This is a genomic window from Shewanella sp. MEBiC00475 (genome assembly GCF_005234075.1).
Classification (GTDB): domain Bacteria; phylum Pseudomonadota; class Gammaproteobacteria; order Enterobacterales; family Shewanellaceae; genus Shewanella; species Shewanella polaris.
Window position 1 is genome coordinate 2118910 of the sequence record NZ_CP039928.1, and the last position, 20034, is coordinate 2138943.

Genomic DNA, 20034 nt, shown 5'->3' on the forward strand with positions numbered 1-20034 from the left:
ATAATTCGGAAAGCTGATTATGCTTTATTAAAGCTTACTTGAGGTCTCGCACTGCTTAAGCGCTCTATTCTAACACTAAGGTCAGTAAAACCCATCTGGGTTGTATGGTTAAGCCTCACGGGTCATTAGTACAAGTTAGCTCAACGCCTCACAACGCTTACACACCTTGCCTATCAACGTAGTAGTCTCCTACGGCCCTTTAGAGAGCTTAAAGCTCTAGGGATGACTCATCTTAGGACTCGCTTCCCGCTTAGATGCTTTCAGCGGTTATCGATTCCGAACGTAGCTACCGGGCAATGCTATTGGCATAACAACCCGAACACCAGCGGTTCGTCCACTCCGGTCCTCTCGTACTAGGAGCAGCTTCCTTCAATCATCCAACGCCCACGGCAGATAGGGACCGAACTGTCTCACGACGTTCTGAACCCAGCTCGCGTACCACTTTAAATGGCGAACAGCCATACCCTTGGGACCGACTTCAGCCCCAGGATGTGATGAGCCGACATCGAGGTGCCAAACACCGCCGTCGATATGAACTCTTGGGCGGTATCAGCCTGTTATCCCCGGAGTACCTTTTATCCGTTGAGCGATGGCCCTTCCATTCAGAACCACCGGATCACTATGACCTACTTTCGTACCTGCTCGACGTGTATGTCTCGCAGTTAAGCTGGCTTATGCCATTGCACTAACCGTACGATGTCCGACCGTACTTAGCCAACCTTCGTGCTCCTCCGTTACTCTTTGGGAGGAGACCGCCCCAGTCAAACTACCCACCAGGCACTGTCCCGAACCCCGATAAGGGGCCGCGGTTAGAACATCAAAACTACAAGGGTGGTATTTCAAGATTGACTCCACTCTGACTAGCGTCAAAGTTTCAAAGTCTCCCACCTATCCTACACATGTAGGTTCAATGTTCAGTGCCAAGCTATAGTAAAGGTTCACGGGGTCTTTCCGTCTAGCCGCGGGTATACGGCATCTTCACCGCAATTTCAACTTCACTGAGTCTCGGCTGGAGACAGCGTGGCCATCATTACGCCATTCGTGCAGGTCGGAACTTACCCGACAAGGAATTTCGCTACCTTAGGACCGTTATAGTTACGGCCGCCGTTTACCGGGGCTTCGATCATGAGCTTCTCCGAAGATAACCCAATCAATTAACCTTCCGGCACCGGGCAGGCGTCATACCGTATACGTCATCTTGCGATTTTGCACAGTACTGTGTTTTTGATAAACAGTTGCAGCCACCTGGTATCTGCGACTGCCGTCAGCTTAGGGAGCAAGTCCCATCACCGACAGCAGCGTACCTTCTCCCGAAGTTACGGTACCATTTTGCCTAGTTCCTTCAGCCGAGTTCTCTCAAGCGCCTTGGTATTCTCTACCCGACCACCTGTGTCGGTTTGGGGTACGATTTCTACTAACCTGAAGCTTAGAAGATTTTCCTGGAAGCATGGCATCAACTACTTCATCACCTTAGTGACTCGTCATCAGCTCTCAACCTGTACATTTAAGTACGTATTCCCGGATTTGCCTAAGAATACAGCCTACTACCTTAAACGCGGACTACCAACGCCGCGCTAGCCTAGCCTTCTCCGTCTCTCCATCGCAGTTAGCAAAAGTACAGAAATATTAATCTGTTTCCCATCGATTACGCCTTTCGGCCTCACCTTAGGGGTCGACTCACCCTGCCCCGATTAACGTTGGACAGGAACCCTTGGTCTTTCGGCGAGGGAGTTTTTCACTCCCTTTATCGTTACTCATGTCAGCATTCGCACTTCTGATACGTCCAGTGTGGGTTACCCCTTCACCTTCAACCGCTTACAGAACGCTCCTCTACCGCGCACACCTAATGGCATGCACCCGTAGCTTCGGTGGTATGTTTAGCCCCGTTAAATCTTCCGCGCAGGCCGACTCGACTAGTGAGCTATTACGCTTTCTTTAAATGATGGCTGCTTCTAAGCCAACATCCTAGCTGTCTAAGCCTTCCCACATCGTTTCCCACTTAACATACACTTTGGGACCTTAGCTGACGGTCTGGGTTGTTTCCCTTTTGACAACGGACGTTAGCACCCGCTGTCTGTCTCCCGAGTAGTACTCATTGGTATTCGGAGTTTGCAAAGGGTTGGTAAGTCGGGATGACCCCCTAGCCTTAACAGTGCTCTACCCCCAATGGTATTCGCTCGAGGCGCTACCTAAATAGCTTTCGAGGAGAACCAGATATCTCCGAGTTTGATTGGCCTTTCACCCCCAGCCACAAGTCATCCGCTCATTTTTCAACATAAGTCGGTTCGGTCCTCCAGTTGATGTTACTCAACCTTCAACCTGCCCATGGCTAGATCACTCGGTTTCGGGTCTACGCCTTGCAACTAAACGCGCAGTTAACACTCGGTTTCCCTACGGCTCCGCTATTCGCTTAACCTCGCTACAAAACGTAAGTCGCTGACCCATTATACAAAAGGTACGCAGTCACGGTCTCAAGAACCGCTCCCACTGCTTGTACGTACACGGTTTCAGGTTCTATTTCACTCCCCTCACAGGGGTTCTTTTCGCCTTTCCCTCACGGTACTGGTTCACTATCGGTCAGTCAGGAGTATTTAGCCTTGGAGGATGGTCCCCCCATATTCAAACAGGATGTCACGTGTCCCGCCTTACTCGTTTTCATCTATGGTTAGTTTTCATGTACGGGGCTATCACCCTGTGCCGCTGTGCTTTCCAACACATTCCACTAACACCCCATAGACTTAAGGGCTAATCCCCGTTCGCTCGCCGCTACTAGGGGAATCTCGGTTGATTTCTTTTCCTCCGGGTACTTAGATGTTTCAGTTCCCCGGGTTTGCCTCACTACACTATGTATTCATGTAGTGATAACAGCTTATGCTGCTGGGTTTCCCCATTCGGATATCGTTAGCTCAAATGCTTATTACTAGCTCGCCAACGCTTTTCGCAAGTTATTACGTCCTTCATCGCCTCTGACTGCCAAGGCATCCACCGTATACGCTTAGTCACTTAACCATACAACCCAAATGAGTTTCACTTGCGTGAACCACCTGCGTTATATCGCAACTAGCTGGTTTTTACTTGTCTCACCTCCAGGGTAGGAAGTGGACTCGCCTTAGTTTTTAGAATATTCAAGACACTTAAACAGTGTTTTGAGAACTCAAGATACTGATGCTTTCGCATCAGTATTATTTTTCGCACTAACGTAATCACACAAACGACAACGAATTATCATCTATGCGCCTTTAGTTAGTACTATCAGCTTTCCAAATTGTTAAAGAACAATGCTAACCGGCTCGCGGCGCATTTCACTCTACTTCCGAAGAAGTTAACAAGTAATCTGTGTGAACACTCACATGCATCTCTGCACTTTTAGGTATTGAGTTAGTCGTATAGGTAAGGAGGTGATCCAGCCCCAGGTTCCCCTAGGGCTACCTTGTTACGACTTCACCCCAGTCATGAACCACAAAGTGGTGAGCGTTCTCCCGAAGGTTAAACTACCCACTTCTTTTGCAGCCCACTCCCATGGTGTGACGGGCGGTGTGTACAAGGCCCGGGAACGTATTCACCGTAGCATTCTGATCTACGATTACTAGCGATTCCGACTTCATGGAGTCGAGTTGCAGACTCCAATCCGGACTACGACGTACTTTGTGAGATTAGCTCCACCTCGCGGCTTTGCAACCCTCTGTATACGCCATTGTAGCACGTGTGTAGCCCTACTCGTAAGGGCCATGATGACTTGACGTCGTCCCCACCTTCCTCCGGTTTATCACCGGCAGTCTCCCTAGAGTTCCCACCATTACGTGCTGGCAAATAAGGATAGGGGTTGCGCTCGTTGCGGGACTTAACCCAACATTTCACAACACGAGCTGACGACAGCCATGCAGCACCTGTCTCACAGTTCCCGAAGGCACACCAGAATCTCTTCCGGCTTCTGTGGATGTCAAGAGTAGGTAAGGTTCTTCGCGTTGCATCGAATTAAACCACATGCTCCACCGCTTGTGCGGGCCCCCGTCAATTCATTTGAGTTTTAACCTTGCGGCCGTACTCCCCAGGCGGTCTACTTAATGCGTTAGCTTGGGAGCCCAGTGACTAAGTCACCAAACTCCGAGTAGACATCGTTTACGGCGTGGACTACCAGGGTATCTAATCCTGTTTGCTCCCCACGCTTTCGTACATGAGCGTCAGTCTTTGTCCAGGGGGCCGCCTTCGCCACCGGTATTCCTTCAGATCTCTACGCATTTCACCGCTACACCTGAAATTCTACCCCCCTCTACAAGACTCTAGTTCACCAGTTCTAAATGCAATTCCCAGGTTGAGCCCGGGGATTTCACATCTAGCTTAATGAACCGCCTGCGTACGCTTTACGCCCAGTAATTCCGATTAACGCTCGGACCCCTCGTATTACCGCGGCTGCTGGCACGAAGTTAGCCGGTCCTTCTTCTGTAGGTAACGTCACAGCAGCGTGCTATTAACACGCTACCTTTCCTCCCTACTGAAAGTGCTTTACAACCCGAAGGCCTTCTTCACACACGCGGCATGGCTGCATCAGGGTTTCCCCCATTGTGCAATATTCCCCACTGCTGCCTCCCGTAGGAGTCTGGGCCGTGTCTCAGTCCCAGTGTGGCTGATCATCCTCTCAGAACAGCTAGGGATCGTCGCCTTGGTGAGCCATTACCTCACCAACTAGCTAATCCCACCTAGGTTCATCCAATCGCGAAAGGCCCGAAGGTCCCCTCCTTTCCCCCGTAGGGCGTATGCGGTATTAGCAGTCGTTTCCAACTGTTATCCCCCTCGACTGGGCAGATCCCTAGGCATTACTCACCCGTCCGCCGCTCGTCAGCAAAGAAAGCAAGCTTCCTCTCTGTTACCGCTCGACTTGCATGTGTTAGGCCTGCCGCCAGCGTTCAATCTGAGCCATGATCAAACTCTTCAATTAAAGTTTTTTGAAATACTCTGTTAGGAATATCTCGGCTCAATGAATTCTGATTTACACCTTATAAACTCGGAAGAATCTATAAAATGCTTGTTACATATTGCTATGAACATTCATCGTTGCATTGAGTTGAAATTTTTTGATTGCCAACATTCCGAAGAACAGAAGACAATTTCGAATAACTCAATACCTGTGAATGTCCACACAGATTTCTTGTTTAGATTGTTAAAGAGCGTTGATACCGATTTTTCAGGTATCGCCATAAGACGCTAGGTCGTTGGCTTGGGAGGCGTATTTTACGCGTTCCGCTTGCTGCGTCAAGTGTTTTTTCAAACTTTCTTTTCGCTGCTGAACTCAGTGTTTTGAGGCACTTAATTCAACCTAACCCGGTGACTGCTTGCGCTGTCTGCCGTGTCAGTGGATGCGCATTATAGGCAACACAAGATTTAGTGCAACCCCTTTTTTAAGGTTATTTGTTATTCTAGGCTTGTTTGCGGATAATTTAGCCTGACCAGCTAGTTTTTAAGCATTATACTGTCCCAAACAACGAATATAAGGATTGTTATGTCTACGAATGTAAGAACTTACCAAGGAATACACCCCGATTTAGCCGATAACGTCTATGTTGATGAGTCTGCAGTGCTTGTTGGTGATATAAAATTAGACCGTGATGTGAGTATTTGGCCATTAGTGGCTGCTCGCGGCGATGTGAATAAAATCCGTATCGGTAAACGCAGTAATGTTCAAGACGGCAGTATATTGCATGTAACCCGTAAATCAGCAGCAAATCCTGATGGCCATCCATTGATCATCGGTGATGACGTAACTATAGGTCATAAAGCAATGTTGCATGGCTGTAAGGTTGGTCATCGGGTGTTAATAGGTATGGGATCTATATTGCTTGATGGTGCAGTTGTAGAGGATGACGTGATTTTGGGTGCAGGTTCATTAGTGCCACCGAATAAGGTTTTGCAAAGTGGTTACTTATATGTAGGAAGCCCATGCAAACAAGTTCGGCTTTTAACAGCCGCAGAGCGCGCTTTTTTACCTCAGTCTTCTGACAATTATGTCCGTTTAAAAAATGAATACTTAGTGGATTTACAGCAGTAATCATAATGTAGAATCGCACGATGGACCAATTCCACATTGGTTCATTTACTTTAAACCTTGTCAAATGTATCCATCTATACATACCTTGAAAAAATTAACACCATGCTTCTAATGACTGATATTAATAGATAGTCATTAAATGCACTATAGTTCCAAATTTTTGCTGGCACATTAAGGCCACGATGAGTTTGTGGCTTTATGTTATGACCCAATAGAGACTTTAGAGCAGCAAATTAAGTTATTGGCATAAACTTTAACAGCATACTCACCGGCCATTCGATTTAACTATGGTTTTGCACAATATGATCAAGATTTGACAATTGTATTTAGAAAAGTAGATAACAATATGTACTCCTAAAAACGACAAAAAGGTTGAAACCAACAGCACCTCAAAACAAGTCGATAGTATTAAATCTATTATTTAATACTAATATCGCCCTTGCCATTAAACTGCTCTTGCTCAATCAAGAGTTCTGCTTTGTCTTCTAGGTCAAAACGACACTTTTCAAACATATTTATAACGTTATTTTCACTCACTAGTTGATCATCACAAAGTTCGCTAATAACAGCAAAGCTAGCAAAGCAATTAATATTCATCCCCTGTTGTTGAGCAATAAACCTTACTTGATTTGTTTCAACATAGAGTTGGTCACTAAAAATGACGCTTTGATTCATTAGTCTGATACCTCTTGTGCCAATAACTCTCGTAATTTACGCATTACAGGTCCTTTATCAGGGGTGACACCTCTCCATAGCTTAAAACTTTCCGCAGCTTGACCAACCAACATCCCTAACCCATCTGCGGTTTTACGAGCATGCCGCTCTTGCGCCCATTGATTGAATACCGTGGTATCTTGACTGTAGGTCATATCGTAACAATCTGTGGTTTCATCGACGATAACGTTAGGTAAAGTAATGAGCTGCCCGGATAGTCCTGCTGAGGTTGAGTTAATAACTAAATCAAATGGCGATAGTAATTTTTCAATGGGTTGAGCAAAAAAGTTGCCGTATTCATTAAATAAGTCTTGGAGTTGCGCTGCTTTTTCATGAGTCCGATTACAGATAATCAACTGAGCCACATTGTGCTGCAATATAGGTAAAATACAACCTCTTGCCGCGCCACCAGCACCCACCAATAAAACTCGCTTACCTTTTAGTGAACCAAACAGCATTTCTAAATCGTTCACCAAACCAACACCATCTGTGTTGTCACCACCAATTTTACCATCAGGTAAATTAAACAAGGTGTTGACTGCGCCAGCGAGTTTAGCGATTTCACTGAGCTCGTCGCACATAGCAAATGCTTGCTCTTTAAATGGTGCAGTGACATTGGCACCTTTTCCGCCATCGGCAAAGAATGCCGTTAGCGAAGTTTCAAATTGATCAACAGGGGCGAGAATGGCTTCATAGCTTAAGTCTTGCTGAGTTTGCTTAGCAAACTCAGTATGAATAAATGGCGACTTACTTTGCGCTATTGGGTTACCAAATACAGCATACTTATCTGTCATTCGCTTCATCTCTTGGTTAACGATTTAGGGATACATCTCACATCCATCGTGAGATGTTAACGGCTATATGCTTTTGGCATAGCTGTTTTTTGTAAATAGCGATCACGTAGTTTGTCTTGACGGCTGTCAGTACTTTGCTCTTCACCAGCTATCCACATCTTTTTTACTTTACTACTAAACTCGAAAGGGTCGCCACTCCATAAAACTAAATCAGCAGGTTTCCCCACGGCTATTTGTCCTGAATCTAAATGAAAAATATCAGCTACATTTGCTGTCACAGCAGCCAGTGCATCATCATAATCCATCCCATTAGCAACGGCATTTCCGGCACTAAAACGTAGAGCATAAATACTATGACTATCACCAGGCAAGGCAATGGCCACTTTCACTCCGGCTTTAGTTAGCTTACCTGCATTTTCAAGTGAGTTATGTAATGAATCAAAACTTTCTGGCAAGTTACGCATGCTGTCGATAACCACTGGGATTTTCGCTTTCGCTAACTGATCTGCCACTATTATGGCATCGGCTGCATTAACCAAAATGAGATCAAGGCCAAATTCCTGTTTAAGCTTAATTAAATGCAAGATATCACTGGCACGGTCAACTGAAACGATTAATGATTTCTCGCCCGCAAGCACTGCGTTAACAACACTGTCTTCCCGACTAGGTTCATCCTTGGCTTTAGCGGTCTTTGGTGTTTTTTTCACTTGGGCTTTTTTAGCATCTTCGAGCTTATTAATTAATTGTTGCATACCTGTCGCACGGGACCCCTCTTTCGAGGCTCCCAAAGCAACCACCAATCCCGTATTAGCTGCCAGTAGGCTATCCCAATTACCACTTAAATCCACTGTGAAAGTTTGCCCCAAAAAAATGCCTTCGCCACCACCAGATGATACGATGTTGCGGGTTATGCCACCTTTGCGAGCAAATGGTACGGTAGAAGCTTTGGGGTTATAAGCTAAGCTGGGGTCAAAAATAATATCGGCTTCTTTTTCGTAAGTATCACGTGATGCAGATACGGCACCGATCTCTACTAGCCCCAAGTCATTCATGCTAGCAATAAAGCCTGGTGTTAATATTGCGCCTTTGGCATCAATAATGGTATCGGCAGTGGGCGATTGTGGATTAATGGCCACAATCGTACCGTCTTCAATCACAACTGTGGCATCGGTTAATACACCTTGATCAGTCACTGTATGCACGGTTGCATGAATAATGGCTACACTTTCAGCTTGAGCAGCACAACTTAACGCAAGGCTGAATGACAAGCTTAATGCAATCACGGATTTATTGAATAGTGTCATTATCTTGCTCCTTATTGCTGACCTAACATAAAGTCACTTTGTGCCTGATAGGCTGGGTCTTGACGGTCATATACTTTCGCGCCATCGATAAATACTTGTTCCGCTTGAGCATAAACACTAAACGGGTTGGTATTCCACACCACTAAATCAGCATTTTTACCTTGCTCAAGAGAGCCGGTTTTATCGCTAATCCCCAATGATTTTGCCGCATTAGCGGTAAGCCAACCAATCACGTGTTCTTCTTTCAAATCAAATCCGTTTTCATTAGCCCTATGCATTATTTTGGCAGTTTCTTGATTTAAGCGTTGAATCGTTACACCTGAATCGGAGTGTACTATTGCGCAAGAGTTTTTAACCGCATCAACCATTGCAACATTTTCAAGCACCATGTCATAAGCTTCTAATTTAAAGCCCCACCAATCTGGCCACATAGCGGCACAGTTACCGTTTTCAGCCAGTAAACCTGCAATTTTATAACCTTCTACAGCATGGTGGAATGTTCCTGCGTGATAACCAAATTCTTTGCCTAAGTCGATCATCATTGCCATCTCTTCAGCTTTATAACAATGATTGTGAATAAGAATGTCACCTTCAAGCACACCTTTTAACGTGTCTTTCATCAAGTCTCGTTCTGGTACCTCAGGATTTTTACCAGCAGCATAATCAGCATCATATTTGTCCCATGCCCGTTTATATTCTGTAGCCTGAATAAATGCAGTACGGTAACCCGCCATATTCCCCATACGTGTCATGGGTAATTCATTACGGCTTCCATAAAGGTTTTTAGGGTTTTCACCGCAGGCCATTTTTAAACCGTAAGGGGCATTAGGGAACTTCATAGCTTGCATGGTAGTAGCGGGAACATTTTTGAGTGTCACGCCTCGGCCACCAATAAGATTGGCAGAACCAGGTAAGATTTGTAATGTTGTAATACCGCCTTCACGGGCACGATTAAAACCAGGATCTTGTGGCCACACACTATGCTCAGCCCAAACTTCAGCGGTAACGGGATTCGTCATTTCATTACCGTCATTATGTGACTCGGCGTTCGGGCTTGGATATACGCCTAAGTGCGAATGTACATCAATAATACCCGGAGTAATCCACTTGCCTTTAGCATTAATAACCACAGCACCTTCAGCAACTAACTGTTTTCCTACAGCACTAATTTTACCGTCTTTAATTAACACATCAGCCTCATCAATACGTTTACCTGTACCGGTTAACACAATGGCATTTTTAAGTAGCGTGGTTGAATTGGGCAGCACATGGTAAGTACTTGGATACGGGTTAGCATTGATTGTAATTTTTTGATCTTGTTGTTCTGCAGGGCTACAACCTATTACTGCGGTTGAAAAAGCTACAGCAACCAATGAAGGCATCAGTTTTACCATTGGGATCTCCTTTGTTATTTGACCTCCAATCTAACTAAGATAATTATCAAAATACAGACTAATCGTTAAATAGTTGGTATCAAAATGTTAACAAAAAAGAATCACTGTATCGGTAATGATTTAGATATAATGAAGCCGATATTCTTAATGGCAGATAATATGAACTGGTTACGTAAATTATTCACCAAACCTCAAGCCGATATTAGTAGAGACACAAGCCAATCTAATGCCTACGACATTATTGGTGGAGATAAAGTCATCCGCGCAATTGCTCATGACTTCTACCAACAAATGCAACAACGCCCTGAAGCCCAAGCATTATTAGCCATACATCGATCGCCAATTGCAGATTCAGAACAAAAACTGTATGAATTTTTAAGCGGTTGGTTAGGTGGGCCGCAACTGTATCAACAAAAATATGGTCATCCAGCTTTGCGCGCGAGACACATGCCCTTTGCGATTGATGAGTCGATGCGAGAACAATGGTTAATGTGTATGCGTGCAGCCATTAAAAACACGATAAAAAAACCTGAACATCAACAAGTGATTATTCAGGCTATTTCGACCCTAGCAGACAACATGCGTAACCGATGACTCAATACAACAGCGTACTAAGTACTAGAATTTAGCTAACCAGTCTTGTGGTTTTAAGTAGATGTCATACAATTCAGCTTCAGGGCTATCCTCTTCTGGAGTATATCCATATTCCCAGCGCACCAATGGCGGCATCGACATTAAAATAGATTCAGTGCGCCCACCCGTTTGTAAGCCAAACAAGGTACCTCGGTCGTAAACCAAGTTAAACTCAACATAGCGGCCACGACGATAAAGTTGGAATTGACGTTCATCATCACCAAATACCAATTCTTTGTTGCGTTCGACTATTGGCTCATAAGCTTCAATAAAACCATTACCAACCGCTTGCATAAACTCAAAACTACGTTCAAAACCAGGTTTGTTTAAATCATCAAAAAAGAGTCCACCTACACCACGCGTTTCATTACGGTGAGGTAAGAAGAAGTACTCATCACACCATTTTTTGTATTTAGGATAAACTTCTTCGCCAAATGGATCGCAAATATCTTTAGCCATTTGATGCCAGCTGATCACATCTTCTTTAAATGGATAGTATGGCGTTAAATCGAATCCACCACCAAACCACCACACAGGGTCGGCCCCTTCTTTATGAGCAATAAAAAAACGCACATTGGCATGGGTTGTAGGAATATAGGGATTATTAGGGTGGATAACTAAAGATACACCCATTGCCTCAAAACTACGGCCAGCCAATTCAGGACGATGCGCAGTGGCTGAGGCAGGCATAGCATCACCCATCACATGTGAAAAATTAACTCCAGCTTGTTCAAATACCTTGCCTTGGGTTAATACCCGACTAGTACCACCACCGCCTTCTTCACGCTCCCATGAATCAGCTTTAAAAGTGGCTTTGCCATCGAGTAGCTCTAAACGCTGACAAATATTTTGCTGCAATACGAGTAAAAATGATTTTACTTTTTGTGCGTCAGGCACTTGAGAAAGATTGTTTGACATAATATTAACTTCCAGTACGAAGGATCTGACCACTACGGGCATCTATAATAGTTGATGGCTGACGTTGTTCGCCCAGCTGACCTAAAATCAATGCCTCAATTTTATCGCTAAAATCAGTGATGATATGTTGCGCATCGACTACTGGTAACTCACCAGCTAAATTGGCACTTGTCGATACTAAAGGTTTATTGAGAGTATTGCACAACTCACGCACGACGGGATGAGCTGAGACACGCACGGCGATAGAGTCAAACTCACCACAAAGTAATTTAGATACATGCGCTTTAATAGGCATGATAAACGTAAATGGTCCAGGCCATTTAGATTGCACAAACTGCAATTGCTCCCATGTTAGTTGAGTGATATCAATATAAGGAACAAGTTGCTCCAAAGAACTGGCAACTAAAATTAACCCTTTTTGCCAAGGACGCTGTTTAACTGCTAACAATTTTTCGATAGCACTGTCGTTGTCAGGATCACATCCTAAACCAAATACGGCTTCAGTAGGATAAGCAATCACTCCACCTTGGTTTATAATGGCGGCGACAGCAGATGGCTGCAATTGCAACATTAAATTCCCTTGCATCAAATTAATTTTAAAACGAAAACTATAAAGCTCGCTTATATTTACAGGATTTTTGCGGACACTCGACTCGACTACCAGCCGCCCCTTTTCGTTCTACTAAAATTCCGAAGCCACAATCAGGGCAAGCTTCATTATATGGAGGATAGTTTACGATAAACTTACATTTTGGGTAGGCACTGCAAGCAAAAAAAGTTTTCCCATATCGACTGGTTCGAGACTCAAGGTGGCCTTTAGCGCACTGAGGACAGGTAATCTGTTCAGCTTGATTAGTATTATCGTGTTTTTCAATATGGGTACATTCAGGATAATGCGTACAACCGATAAAAATACCAAAACGCCCCGATTTAACCGCCAGTTCATTACCACATTTAGGGCACACTGAACCGCTGATGACTTGAGTTTCTATCGACTCATGTTGCACTAATGGACGAGTATAATCACATGTTGGATAATTATTACAACCGACAAAGCCACCATGCTTACTATGTCTAACCGACAACTCAGATCCACAAGCAGGACAAAGCTCAAACTCTTTATCTAATGCATGCTCGTGGACATTAAACAGCTGTGGATCAATTTTCGACATGGTGTTCTCAATAAATAATATTTTAGAGTCCTAAAAAAGGAGGCCAAGCCTCCTTTTTATTATGAGTGTAATCGCCCTTCTGGCTGATCGAAGATTAAATCTTCCATTTGCTCATAAGCAGACTCATTTCCAGGCACATTAAATAGTACCATTAATACCACCCATTTAAGATCTTCTAACACCAATGTTGGCTCATCTAACTCCATGACACGGTCAATGACCATTTCGCGAGTTTCAACACTGAGCACTTGGATCTGTTCTAAAAACAGTAAAAAACCACGGCTCTCAACATCTAATTTAGCCATTTCCGCTTTGGTATAGATACGGAATGAATGTTGTGCATGATTGCACAAGTACGGTTTATCGCTTTCTTGTAGATCAGCAAGGTGCTCTAACCAAGAAAGTGCTTTTATAATATCTACTTGATGAAAACCCGCACGAGTTAACTCTTTAGTGAGTTCATCTTCATCAACTAATAGTTCAATTTCACTATGAACATAATTTTCAAATAAATACATGAGGATATCAAACATGGCTAACTCCTCTTTAGTCTGACGTAACCACCGGGCACTGCTGCAACCCACCCTTGTAACTCGAGTTCAAGCATTTGTATTAACACCAGATCTATTGTCTTCCCACTATCCTCAACCACAGCATCTATGGCTGTCGTTTCATATCCTACACTAGCTAACAGCGGAGGAAATGGCAAATTACAAACTTCATTATCCTGTATATGGTGCCGTTGATGCAATTGTTCAAGGTGATAATCCGATAAACAGCCTAATTCTTCTATTATATCGGCAGCAGACTCGACAAGTTTTGCTCCATTTTTAATTAAATCATGACAACCTTGGCTATAACCGCCTAATACAGACCCCGGAACAGCAAACACCTCACGGTTTTGCTCCATAGCCAGCCGAGCACTAATTAATGAGCCACTTTTACGACTTGCCTCAACGACTACGGTACCTAAACTTAAGCCGCTGACAATACGGTTACGTCGAGGAAAGTTACCAGAGAAAGGCCCGATATTTGGCCAATACTCACTGATGACACAACCCGTATTGATAATATTGTGATACAAATTTTGATGACGTTTAGGGTAAATACACTCGGCCCCAGTGCCAAGAACCGCAATTGTCTTACCATTCGCGTTTATTGCCGCTTTATGTGCAGCACCATCAATGCCAGTCGCCATACCACTAGTAATAGCAAAGCCTTGGTTGGCTAACTGATAAGCTAGATCGGCTGTCATATCTAAGCCACCACGAGAGGCATTACGGCTGCCAACCACCGCTATACTAGGCAAAACTAGGGACAATATCTGACCTTTAACAAATAACACTGGTGGCGGATCGGTAATCTGAGAAAGTAATGGAGGATAAAGTGGATCAGAAAGAGTCACAATATAGTGATTTGGTTGCGAATCAAGCCATGCTAAGGCTTGCTCCACTTTGTTAAAGTCTATATGGCACTTAGCCAACAGGTTTGCCGGCAAGGGCAAAGCCTGTGGTTCAAACTCTAAACGTTGACGAATTTCTTCAACGTCAATCTGAGTTAATAATTGTTGAACCCGGGCCGGTCCTAGCCCAGATACTGCACAAACAACTAGCCAGTCGACCAGTTTATCTGAAATTATTCACCTTTAATCGTTAATGGCTCTGGTTTAGATAACTTATCACCCACTCGAACAGGGCGGCCACTAAACATAATCAATCCTAAACTAGTTTTATCAAACACTTTAAAGACCATTAAATTACCATGGAAAACATCAGGCATTTTATAAGCCGTCTCTTCTGAAAACTGTGCAAGGACTTTATCGTAAGTTGAACTATCAAGGGGACGGACAGGATTACCATCGTTATCAATGACAATGTTTTCACCATCGCGGAACATTGAAAAAACATGACCAGTCTTGACACCATCATCTGCACCACGATCAATATATACCACGTCAAGTTTACCCGCTTCACGAATATTGCCTATAGTAGCAATAATTGAGGTAGGCACACTTAAGTCTGCGGCTTTAGGAATAAAATATGCCGACATTAATGCTTCATCCTCAACAGGTGTCACATGATAGCCACCTTTGGTTTCGCGTAAACTGCTGAGCAGTTCAACTTTCGACACAGTCCCAGATTCAATAACTCGGCCTGTTGACGCTAAAATAATTTCTCGCCCTAATAACTCACCACTCTCAGGGGAGAAAAACTCACGGCCAGTTTGGTAAATAGCAACTTTAAGGCCTTGTTCAAGCATTGCATTAACATATACAACGTCATTGACGACATGATGAATCGAAGGACTCTCACCGCTCATAACAATTGGCTGCCCATCTAACCATCCAGGATCAACCACCCTATTCTGTACCAAATAGGGCTTAATTAAGGCAAGATCTACAGCTGGAACAGGGCCATTTTTCGATATAACACGACCTTCAGGGCTCTTTTTGATGTGTTGCTTAACCACTAAACGAGGTTGACCATCAATAAATTCCAAAGTCAGTCGATCACCGGGATAAATTAAATGCGGATTCGCAATTAATGGATTATTTCCCCACAATTTAGGCCAACGCCAGGGATCATTTAAAAAATAGCCAGAAATATCCCATAACGTATCGCCTTTTTTAACGACATACGTATCTGGATGACCAACTTTCAGTGTTAATGTATCCGCACTAGCCAAAGAAAAATTTAAACATAGAAAAACAAGTAATAATAAGCGTTTCATGGTGAAATCCATGTTGTTTAGCTCTTTATTAGAGCTTTTTACTGTTATTGATAGCCCGTAAGGATTAAAATTACCCTAATTACAATTGCCAGTATAGCTTTCTGGTTGAAATTTAACAGACTTGTTAAGAGTTTATATATGCCAATACTTAATGTTTTACGATTTCCAGATGAGCGTTTACGTACTATAGCTCAACCAGTAACGGATTTTGGTCCGCAACTACAAACACAAATAGATAACATGCTCGAGACCATGTACCTAGAAAAAGGTATTGGCCTAGCCGCCACGCAAGTCGATTTTCATCAGCGACTTATTGTGATGGATTTACAAGATGAAGTTGATCGTCCAACCGTTTTTATTAATCCTCAAATAATGGCCAGTAGTGGCGACTTGGCAAATGAAGAAGGTTGCCTTTCAGTACCGGGGATTTACGCCAAAGTTGATCGTGCAGAATATGTCACTTTAAAAGCGTTAGATCGCCATGGTAATGAATTTACTGTTGAAGCTGACGAGTTATTTGCCATTTGTATTCAGCATGAAATAGATCACCTTAATGGCAAGTTATTTGTCGATTATTTATCGCCATTAAAACGCCAGCGCATTAAAACTAAGCTTGAAAAAGAAGCTCGTTTAGATGCTAGAGAAGCATAGGAAGTCATTTGAAACCGTTAAAAATCATCTTTGCCGGTACTCCGGATTTCGCGGCTAGACATTTACAAGCACTCATCGATTCTGAACATGATGTAGTAGCCACTTATACTCAACCAGATAGACCCGCAGGACGAGGCAAGAAACTCACAGCTAGTCCAGTAAAGACCTTGGCTTTAGAGCATGATATTGCGGTATTTCAACCAGCATCATTACGTAAAGAAGAGGCTCAGGCTGAGTTAGCACACCTTAATGCAGATATTATGGTGGTAGTGGCTTATGGATTGATTTTACCGAAGATAGTGCTTGATACTCCGCGTTTAGGTTGTATTAATGTTCACGGTTCAATTTTACCTCGTTGGCGCGGAGCGGCTCCTATACAAAGAGCATTATGGGCTGGAGATGCCGAAACGGGTGTCACCATTATGCAAATGGATATAGGCCTAGATACTGGCGATATGCTATTAAAAACATTTCTACCTATCGACAATACTGACACTTCAGCGAGTCTATATGAAAAGTTGGCAGTTCAAGGCCCACAAGCATTAATTCAGGCCTTATCAGGATTAAGCGAAGGGACCTTAACCGCTAAAAAGCAAGATGAAACACTCGCAAATTACGCAGAGAAACTATCAAAAGAAGAAGCTCGTCTTGATTGGCATAAAAGTGCTAAGCAATTATGGCAAGACATCCGTGCGTTCAATCCTTGGCCAGTCAGTTATTTTGAACATCAACAAAGTACCATTAAAGTCTGGCAAGCTGATTATTCCGATGAGATATGCACCGAGTCACCGGGAACGATTATTGCTGCAACTAAACAAGGTATTGAAGTTGCGACAGCGGACGGCAAGTTAATTATTCAAACCATGCAACTGCCTAACAAAAAGCCCCTTAATGTGGCTGACATTCTTAATGCTCGTAGTGATTGGTTCGCTGCTGGTGTGTGTTTAAACCAAGAGGCTAACTAGCATGAATGTGCGCGCACTGGCAGCTAAAGCGATTTATGAAGTACTCGAAAAAGGTACGTCATTATCAGTAGCGCTACCCGATCAACAACAACACTTAGAAAACGGCAAAGACAAAGCCTTACTGGCAGAGTTATGTTACGGCGTAATGCGTCAATTACCACAGCTAGACAAATGTGTAAGCGACTGCCTAGCTAAACCGTTTAAAGGTAAGCAGCGAATATTACATCAACTATTGATTGTTGGTTGTTACCAACTTTACTTTACTCGCATTCCTGCACATGCCGCTATTTCTGAAACAGCGGAAGCCTGCAGACAGTTACGTTTCGATGGTTTGGTCAAAGTGGTCAATGGTGTATTGCGTAATATTCAGCGCCAAGATGCCGCATTAAATACCGACTCAGATACATTACGTTTTAATACTCCGGCTTGGTTTATTAAGCGTTTACAACAAGCGTATCCAGAAAGCTGGCAAGCCATTATCGAACAAAGCCACCAGCGTCCACCAATGTGGCTCCGAAACAATCAACAATCACAAACACGTGAGGTCTATTTAGCAGCACTAGCCCAACATGATATTCAAACCCAAGTTGGTTTAAGCCAAGATGCTATATTGCTCGAAAGCGCAAAAGATGTCGCAGCGTTACCAGACTTTATGGAAGGCGCAGCATCGGTGCAAGATGGCGCAGCACAATGGGCAGCAACCTTACTTGCACCAACAGCAGATGAACTTATTTTAGATGCTTGTGCCGCACCAGGTGGCAAGAGTTGCCATTTACTAGAGCTAGCTCCCAATATCAATTTAGTCGCTGTCGACTTTGATCAAAAACGGCTTGATCGAGTACAACAAAATCTGGACAGGTTACATTTAAAAGCGCAACTTATTCACGGCGATGCAGCAGACATCCCATCATGGTGGCAAGGACAGCAATTCGATCGAATATTACTTGATGCACCTTGCTCTGCCACTGGGGTAATTCGCCGTCACCCAGACATAAAATGGTTACGTAAGAATAGCGATATTGAAGAGTTAGCTAACTTACAAAAACAGATATTAGATCATTGCTGGCAATGGCTTAAACCGGGTGGCACCTTATTATATGCAACTTGTTCTATTTTGCCCCAAGAAAATAGCCAGCAAGTTGAACAGTTTCTAGCTCGTACGCCTGATGCGAATTTAGTACCGATAGAGCAACAAACTCATCGCGATGATATCGGTTGGCAAATTTTGCCAGGGCAAAATAATATGGACGGCTTTTATTACGCGCGCCTAGTTAAAGCACTTTAAGGATGTACTTCAAGCCATGAAAATTATTATTTTAGGCGCAGGGCAAGTTGGTGGCACATTAGCTGAAAACTTGGTCGGTGAAAATAACGACATCACACTAGTCGACAGTGATAGAGCTCGATTAAGATTGTTGCAGGACAAATTTGATTTGCGTGTTGTTGTCGGTCATGGCGCCCATCCAAGTGTATTAAAAGAAGCAGGAGCAGAAGATGCAGACATGCTCATTGCAGTAACCAACAGTGATGAATGCAACATGTCAGCATGCCAAATCGCTTACAGCTTATTTGGTACACCGACAAAAATTGCTCGTATTCGCTCAGAAGCTTATTTGGAGCTTCAAGATAAACTATTTATCAGTAGCGAAATTAAAAGTGGTGATGCTAAGCCCCGTGGCGGTTTTATTATTGATGAACTCATCGCACCAGAACAGTTAGTAACCACTTACATACAAAGATTAGTTGAATACCCAGGAGCACTTCAAGTACTTGAATTTGCAAAAGGAAAACTCAGTCTCGTGGCAGTTAAAGCTTATTACGGTGGTCCATTAGTCGGCAATGCGTTAGCGACATTACGTGAGCATATGCCGAATATTGATACCCGAGTCGCGGCTATTTTTAGACAAGGCCGACCTATTATGCCGCGCGGCACCACGATTATTGAAGCCGATGATGAAGTATTTTTCGTCGCTGATAGTCGTCATATTCGTGCGGTAATGAGTGAGATGCAAAAACTGGATAATTCTTACCGCAATATCATGATAGCTGGTGGCGGTAATATTGGTTTTGGTCTTGCCCAAAAACTGCAACGCACTCACTCGGTTAAATTGATTGAGCACCGTCAAGAGCGCGCCGAGATGTTGTCGGAAAAACTCGTAAAAACTACGGTGTTTTGTGGTGATGCATCAGACCAAGAATTATTGCTTGAAGAACACATAGATCAAACCGATGTATTTATTGCCGTCACCAATGATGATGAAGCCAATATTATGTCTGCACTTTTAGCCAAACGCATGGGCGCTAAAAAAGTCATGGTGTTGATCCAGCGTGAAGCCTATGTCGATATTGTGCAAGAAGCTAACATCGATATTGCCATATCCCCTCAACAAGCCACTATTTCAGCTTTATTAACTCATATTCGCCAAGGTGATATTTGTAATGTTTACTCATTACGTCGCGGCGCGGCAGAGGCTATTGAAGCTATCGCCCATGGTGACTCAAGCACTTCAAAAGTTGTGGGGAAAAAAATTGGCGACATTAAATTACCGCCGGGCACCACCATTGGTGCCATTGTACGTAATGATGAAGTATTAATGGGCCACGATAAAACGGTAATAGAACAGGGTGACCATGTCATTTTATTTTTAGTAAATAAGAAGTTTATCGGTGATGTAGAAAAGTTGTTCCAACCTAGTGCGTTTTTCTTCTAATTTAC

General features: G+C 43.6%; 16 protein-coding genes and 2 rRNA genes. 6 read left to right on the plus strand and 12 right to left on the minus strand.

The annotated features are described in order from the left end of the window. Positions 1–104: 104 nt before the first annotated feature. Positions 105–3009, minus strand: a 23S ribosomal RNA gene (locus tag FCN25_RS09320). Positions 3010–3391: 382 nt separating this feature from the next. Next, positions 3392–4936, minus strand: a 16S ribosomal RNA gene (locus FCN25_RS09325). Together the 16S and 23S rRNA genes form the textbook arrangement of a ribosomal RNA operon. Before the next feature lie 561 nt (positions 4937–5497). On the opposite strand from FCN25_RS09325, the gene FCN25_RS09330 reads away from it, so the two are divergent. Further along, complete coding sequence (locus FCN25_RS09330; protein ID WP_137224042.1) at positions 5498–6043, plus strand: gamma carbonic anhydrase family protein; 546 nt, start codon at positions 5498–5500, stop codon at positions 6041–6043. 417 nt (positions 6044–6460) lie between these two features. Here FCN25_RS09330 and FCN25_RS09335 read toward each other — a convergent pair whose 3' ends face one another. The 4 genes from FCN25_RS09335 to FCN25_RS09350 are packed head-to-tail and all read right to left on the minus strand — an operon-like array spanning position 6461 to position 10249. Next, on the minus strand, positions 6461–6718 hold the full coding sequence (locus FCN25_RS09335; RefSeq protein WP_137224043.1) for a DUF1488 domain-containing protein: 258 nt from the start codon (positions 6716–6718) through the stop codon (positions 6461–6463). Further along, on the minus strand, positions 6718–7551 hold the full coding sequence (gene aroE, locus FCN25_RS09340) for a shikimate dehydrogenase (protein WP_137224045.1): 834 nt from the start codon (positions 7549–7551) through the stop codon (positions 6718–6720). The genes FCN25_RS09335 and aroE overlap by 1 nt, the downstream gene beginning before the upstream one ends. A gap of 56 nt (positions 7552–7607) precedes the next feature. Next, complete coding sequence (locus FCN25_RS09345; RefSeq protein ID WP_137224047.1) at positions 7608–8855, minus strand: amidohydrolase family protein; 1248 nt, start codon at positions 8853–8855, stop codon at positions 7608–7610. A gap of 11 nt (positions 8856–8866) precedes the next feature. Then, on the minus strand, positions 8867–10249 hold the full coding sequence (locus FCN25_RS09350) for an amidohydrolase (protein ID WP_137224049.1): 1383 nt from the start codon (positions 10247–10249) through the stop codon (positions 8867–8869). Between the two features lie 159 nt (positions 10250–10408). Between FCN25_RS09350 and FCN25_RS09355 the strand changes: the two genes are divergently transcribed. Next, positions 10409–10843, plus strand: coding sequence for a group II truncated hemoglobin (locus FCN25_RS09355; protein ID WP_137227376.1), 435 nt, complete (start codon positions 10409–10411; stop codon positions 10841–10843). Between the two features lie 24 nt (positions 10844–10867). Here the strand turns inward: FCN25_RS09355 and hemF are convergent, their stop codons facing one another. From hemF to FCN25_RS09385, 6 genes are all read right to left on the minus strand, one after another. Then, positions 10868–11800, minus strand: coding sequence for an oxygen-dependent coproporphyrinogen oxidase (gene hemF, locus FCN25_RS09360; RefSeq protein WP_137224051.1), 933 nt, complete (start codon positions 11798–11800; stop codon positions 10868–10870). Positions 11801–11804: 4 nt separating this feature from the next. After that, positions 11805–12371 carry an L-threonylcarbamoyladenylate synthase gene (locus tag FCN25_RS09365; protein ID WP_137224053.1) on the minus strand — a complete coding sequence of 189 codons (567 nt, stop codon included), beginning with the start codon at positions 12369–12371 and terminating at the stop codon, positions 11805–11807. Positions 12372–12408: 37 nt separating this feature from the next. Further along, entirely contained in the window at positions 12409–12972 is a 564-nt protein-coding gene (locus FCN25_RS09370) for a topoisomerase DNA-binding C4 zinc finger domain-containing protein (protein WP_137224055.1), read from the minus strand. Between the two features lie 59 nt (positions 12973–13031). Continuing rightward, complete coding sequence (locus tag FCN25_RS09375) at positions 13032–13505, minus strand: DUF494 family protein (protein ID WP_137224057.1); 474 nt, start codon at positions 13503–13505, stop codon at positions 13032–13034. A 2-nt stretch (positions 13506–13507) separates the two neighbouring features. Then, positions 13508–14524 (minus strand): DNA-processing protein DprA, encoded by a 1017-nt coding sequence (gene dprA, locus FCN25_RS09380; protein WP_137224059.1) that lies wholly within the window; start codon positions 14522–14524, stop codon positions 13508–13510. A gap of 83 nt (positions 14525–14607) precedes the next feature. After that, complete coding sequence (locus FCN25_RS09385) at positions 14608–15714, minus strand: LysM peptidoglycan-binding domain-containing protein (protein WP_137224061.1); 1107 nt, start codon at positions 15712–15714, stop codon at positions 14608–14610. Between the two features lie 126 nt (positions 15715–15840). Between FCN25_RS09385 and def the strand changes: the two genes are divergently transcribed. The 4 genes from def to trkA are packed head-to-tail and all read left to right on the plus strand — an operon-like array spanning position 15841 to position 20029. Continuing rightward, the gene (def, locus tag FCN25_RS09390; RefSeq protein WP_217495333.1) at positions 15841–16353 is read left to right on the plus strand and encodes a peptide deformylase; all 513 of its coding nucleotides are present in this window, start codon (positions 15841–15843) and stop codon (positions 16351–16353) included. A gap of 8 nt (positions 16354–16361) precedes the next feature. Beyond that, entirely contained in the window at positions 16362–17318 is a 957-nt protein-coding gene (gene fmt / locus FCN25_RS09395) for a methionyl-tRNA formyltransferase (RefSeq protein WP_137224066.1), read from the plus strand. A 1-nt stretch (position 17319) separates the two neighbouring features. Then, a complete protein-coding gene (gene rsmB, locus FCN25_RS09400) occupies positions 17320–18603 on the plus strand; it encodes a 16S rRNA (cytosine(967)-C(5))-methyltransferase RsmB (protein WP_137224068.1) in 1284 nt (427 codons plus the stop codon). A 16-nt stretch (positions 18604–18619) separates the two neighbouring features. Beyond that, the gene (gene trkA, locus FCN25_RS09405) at positions 18620–20029 is read left to right on the plus strand and encodes a Trk system potassium transporter TrkA (RefSeq protein ID WP_137224070.1); all 1410 of its coding nucleotides are present in this window, start codon (positions 18620–18622) and stop codon (positions 20027–20029) included. Positions 20030–20034: the final 5 nt, after the last annotated feature.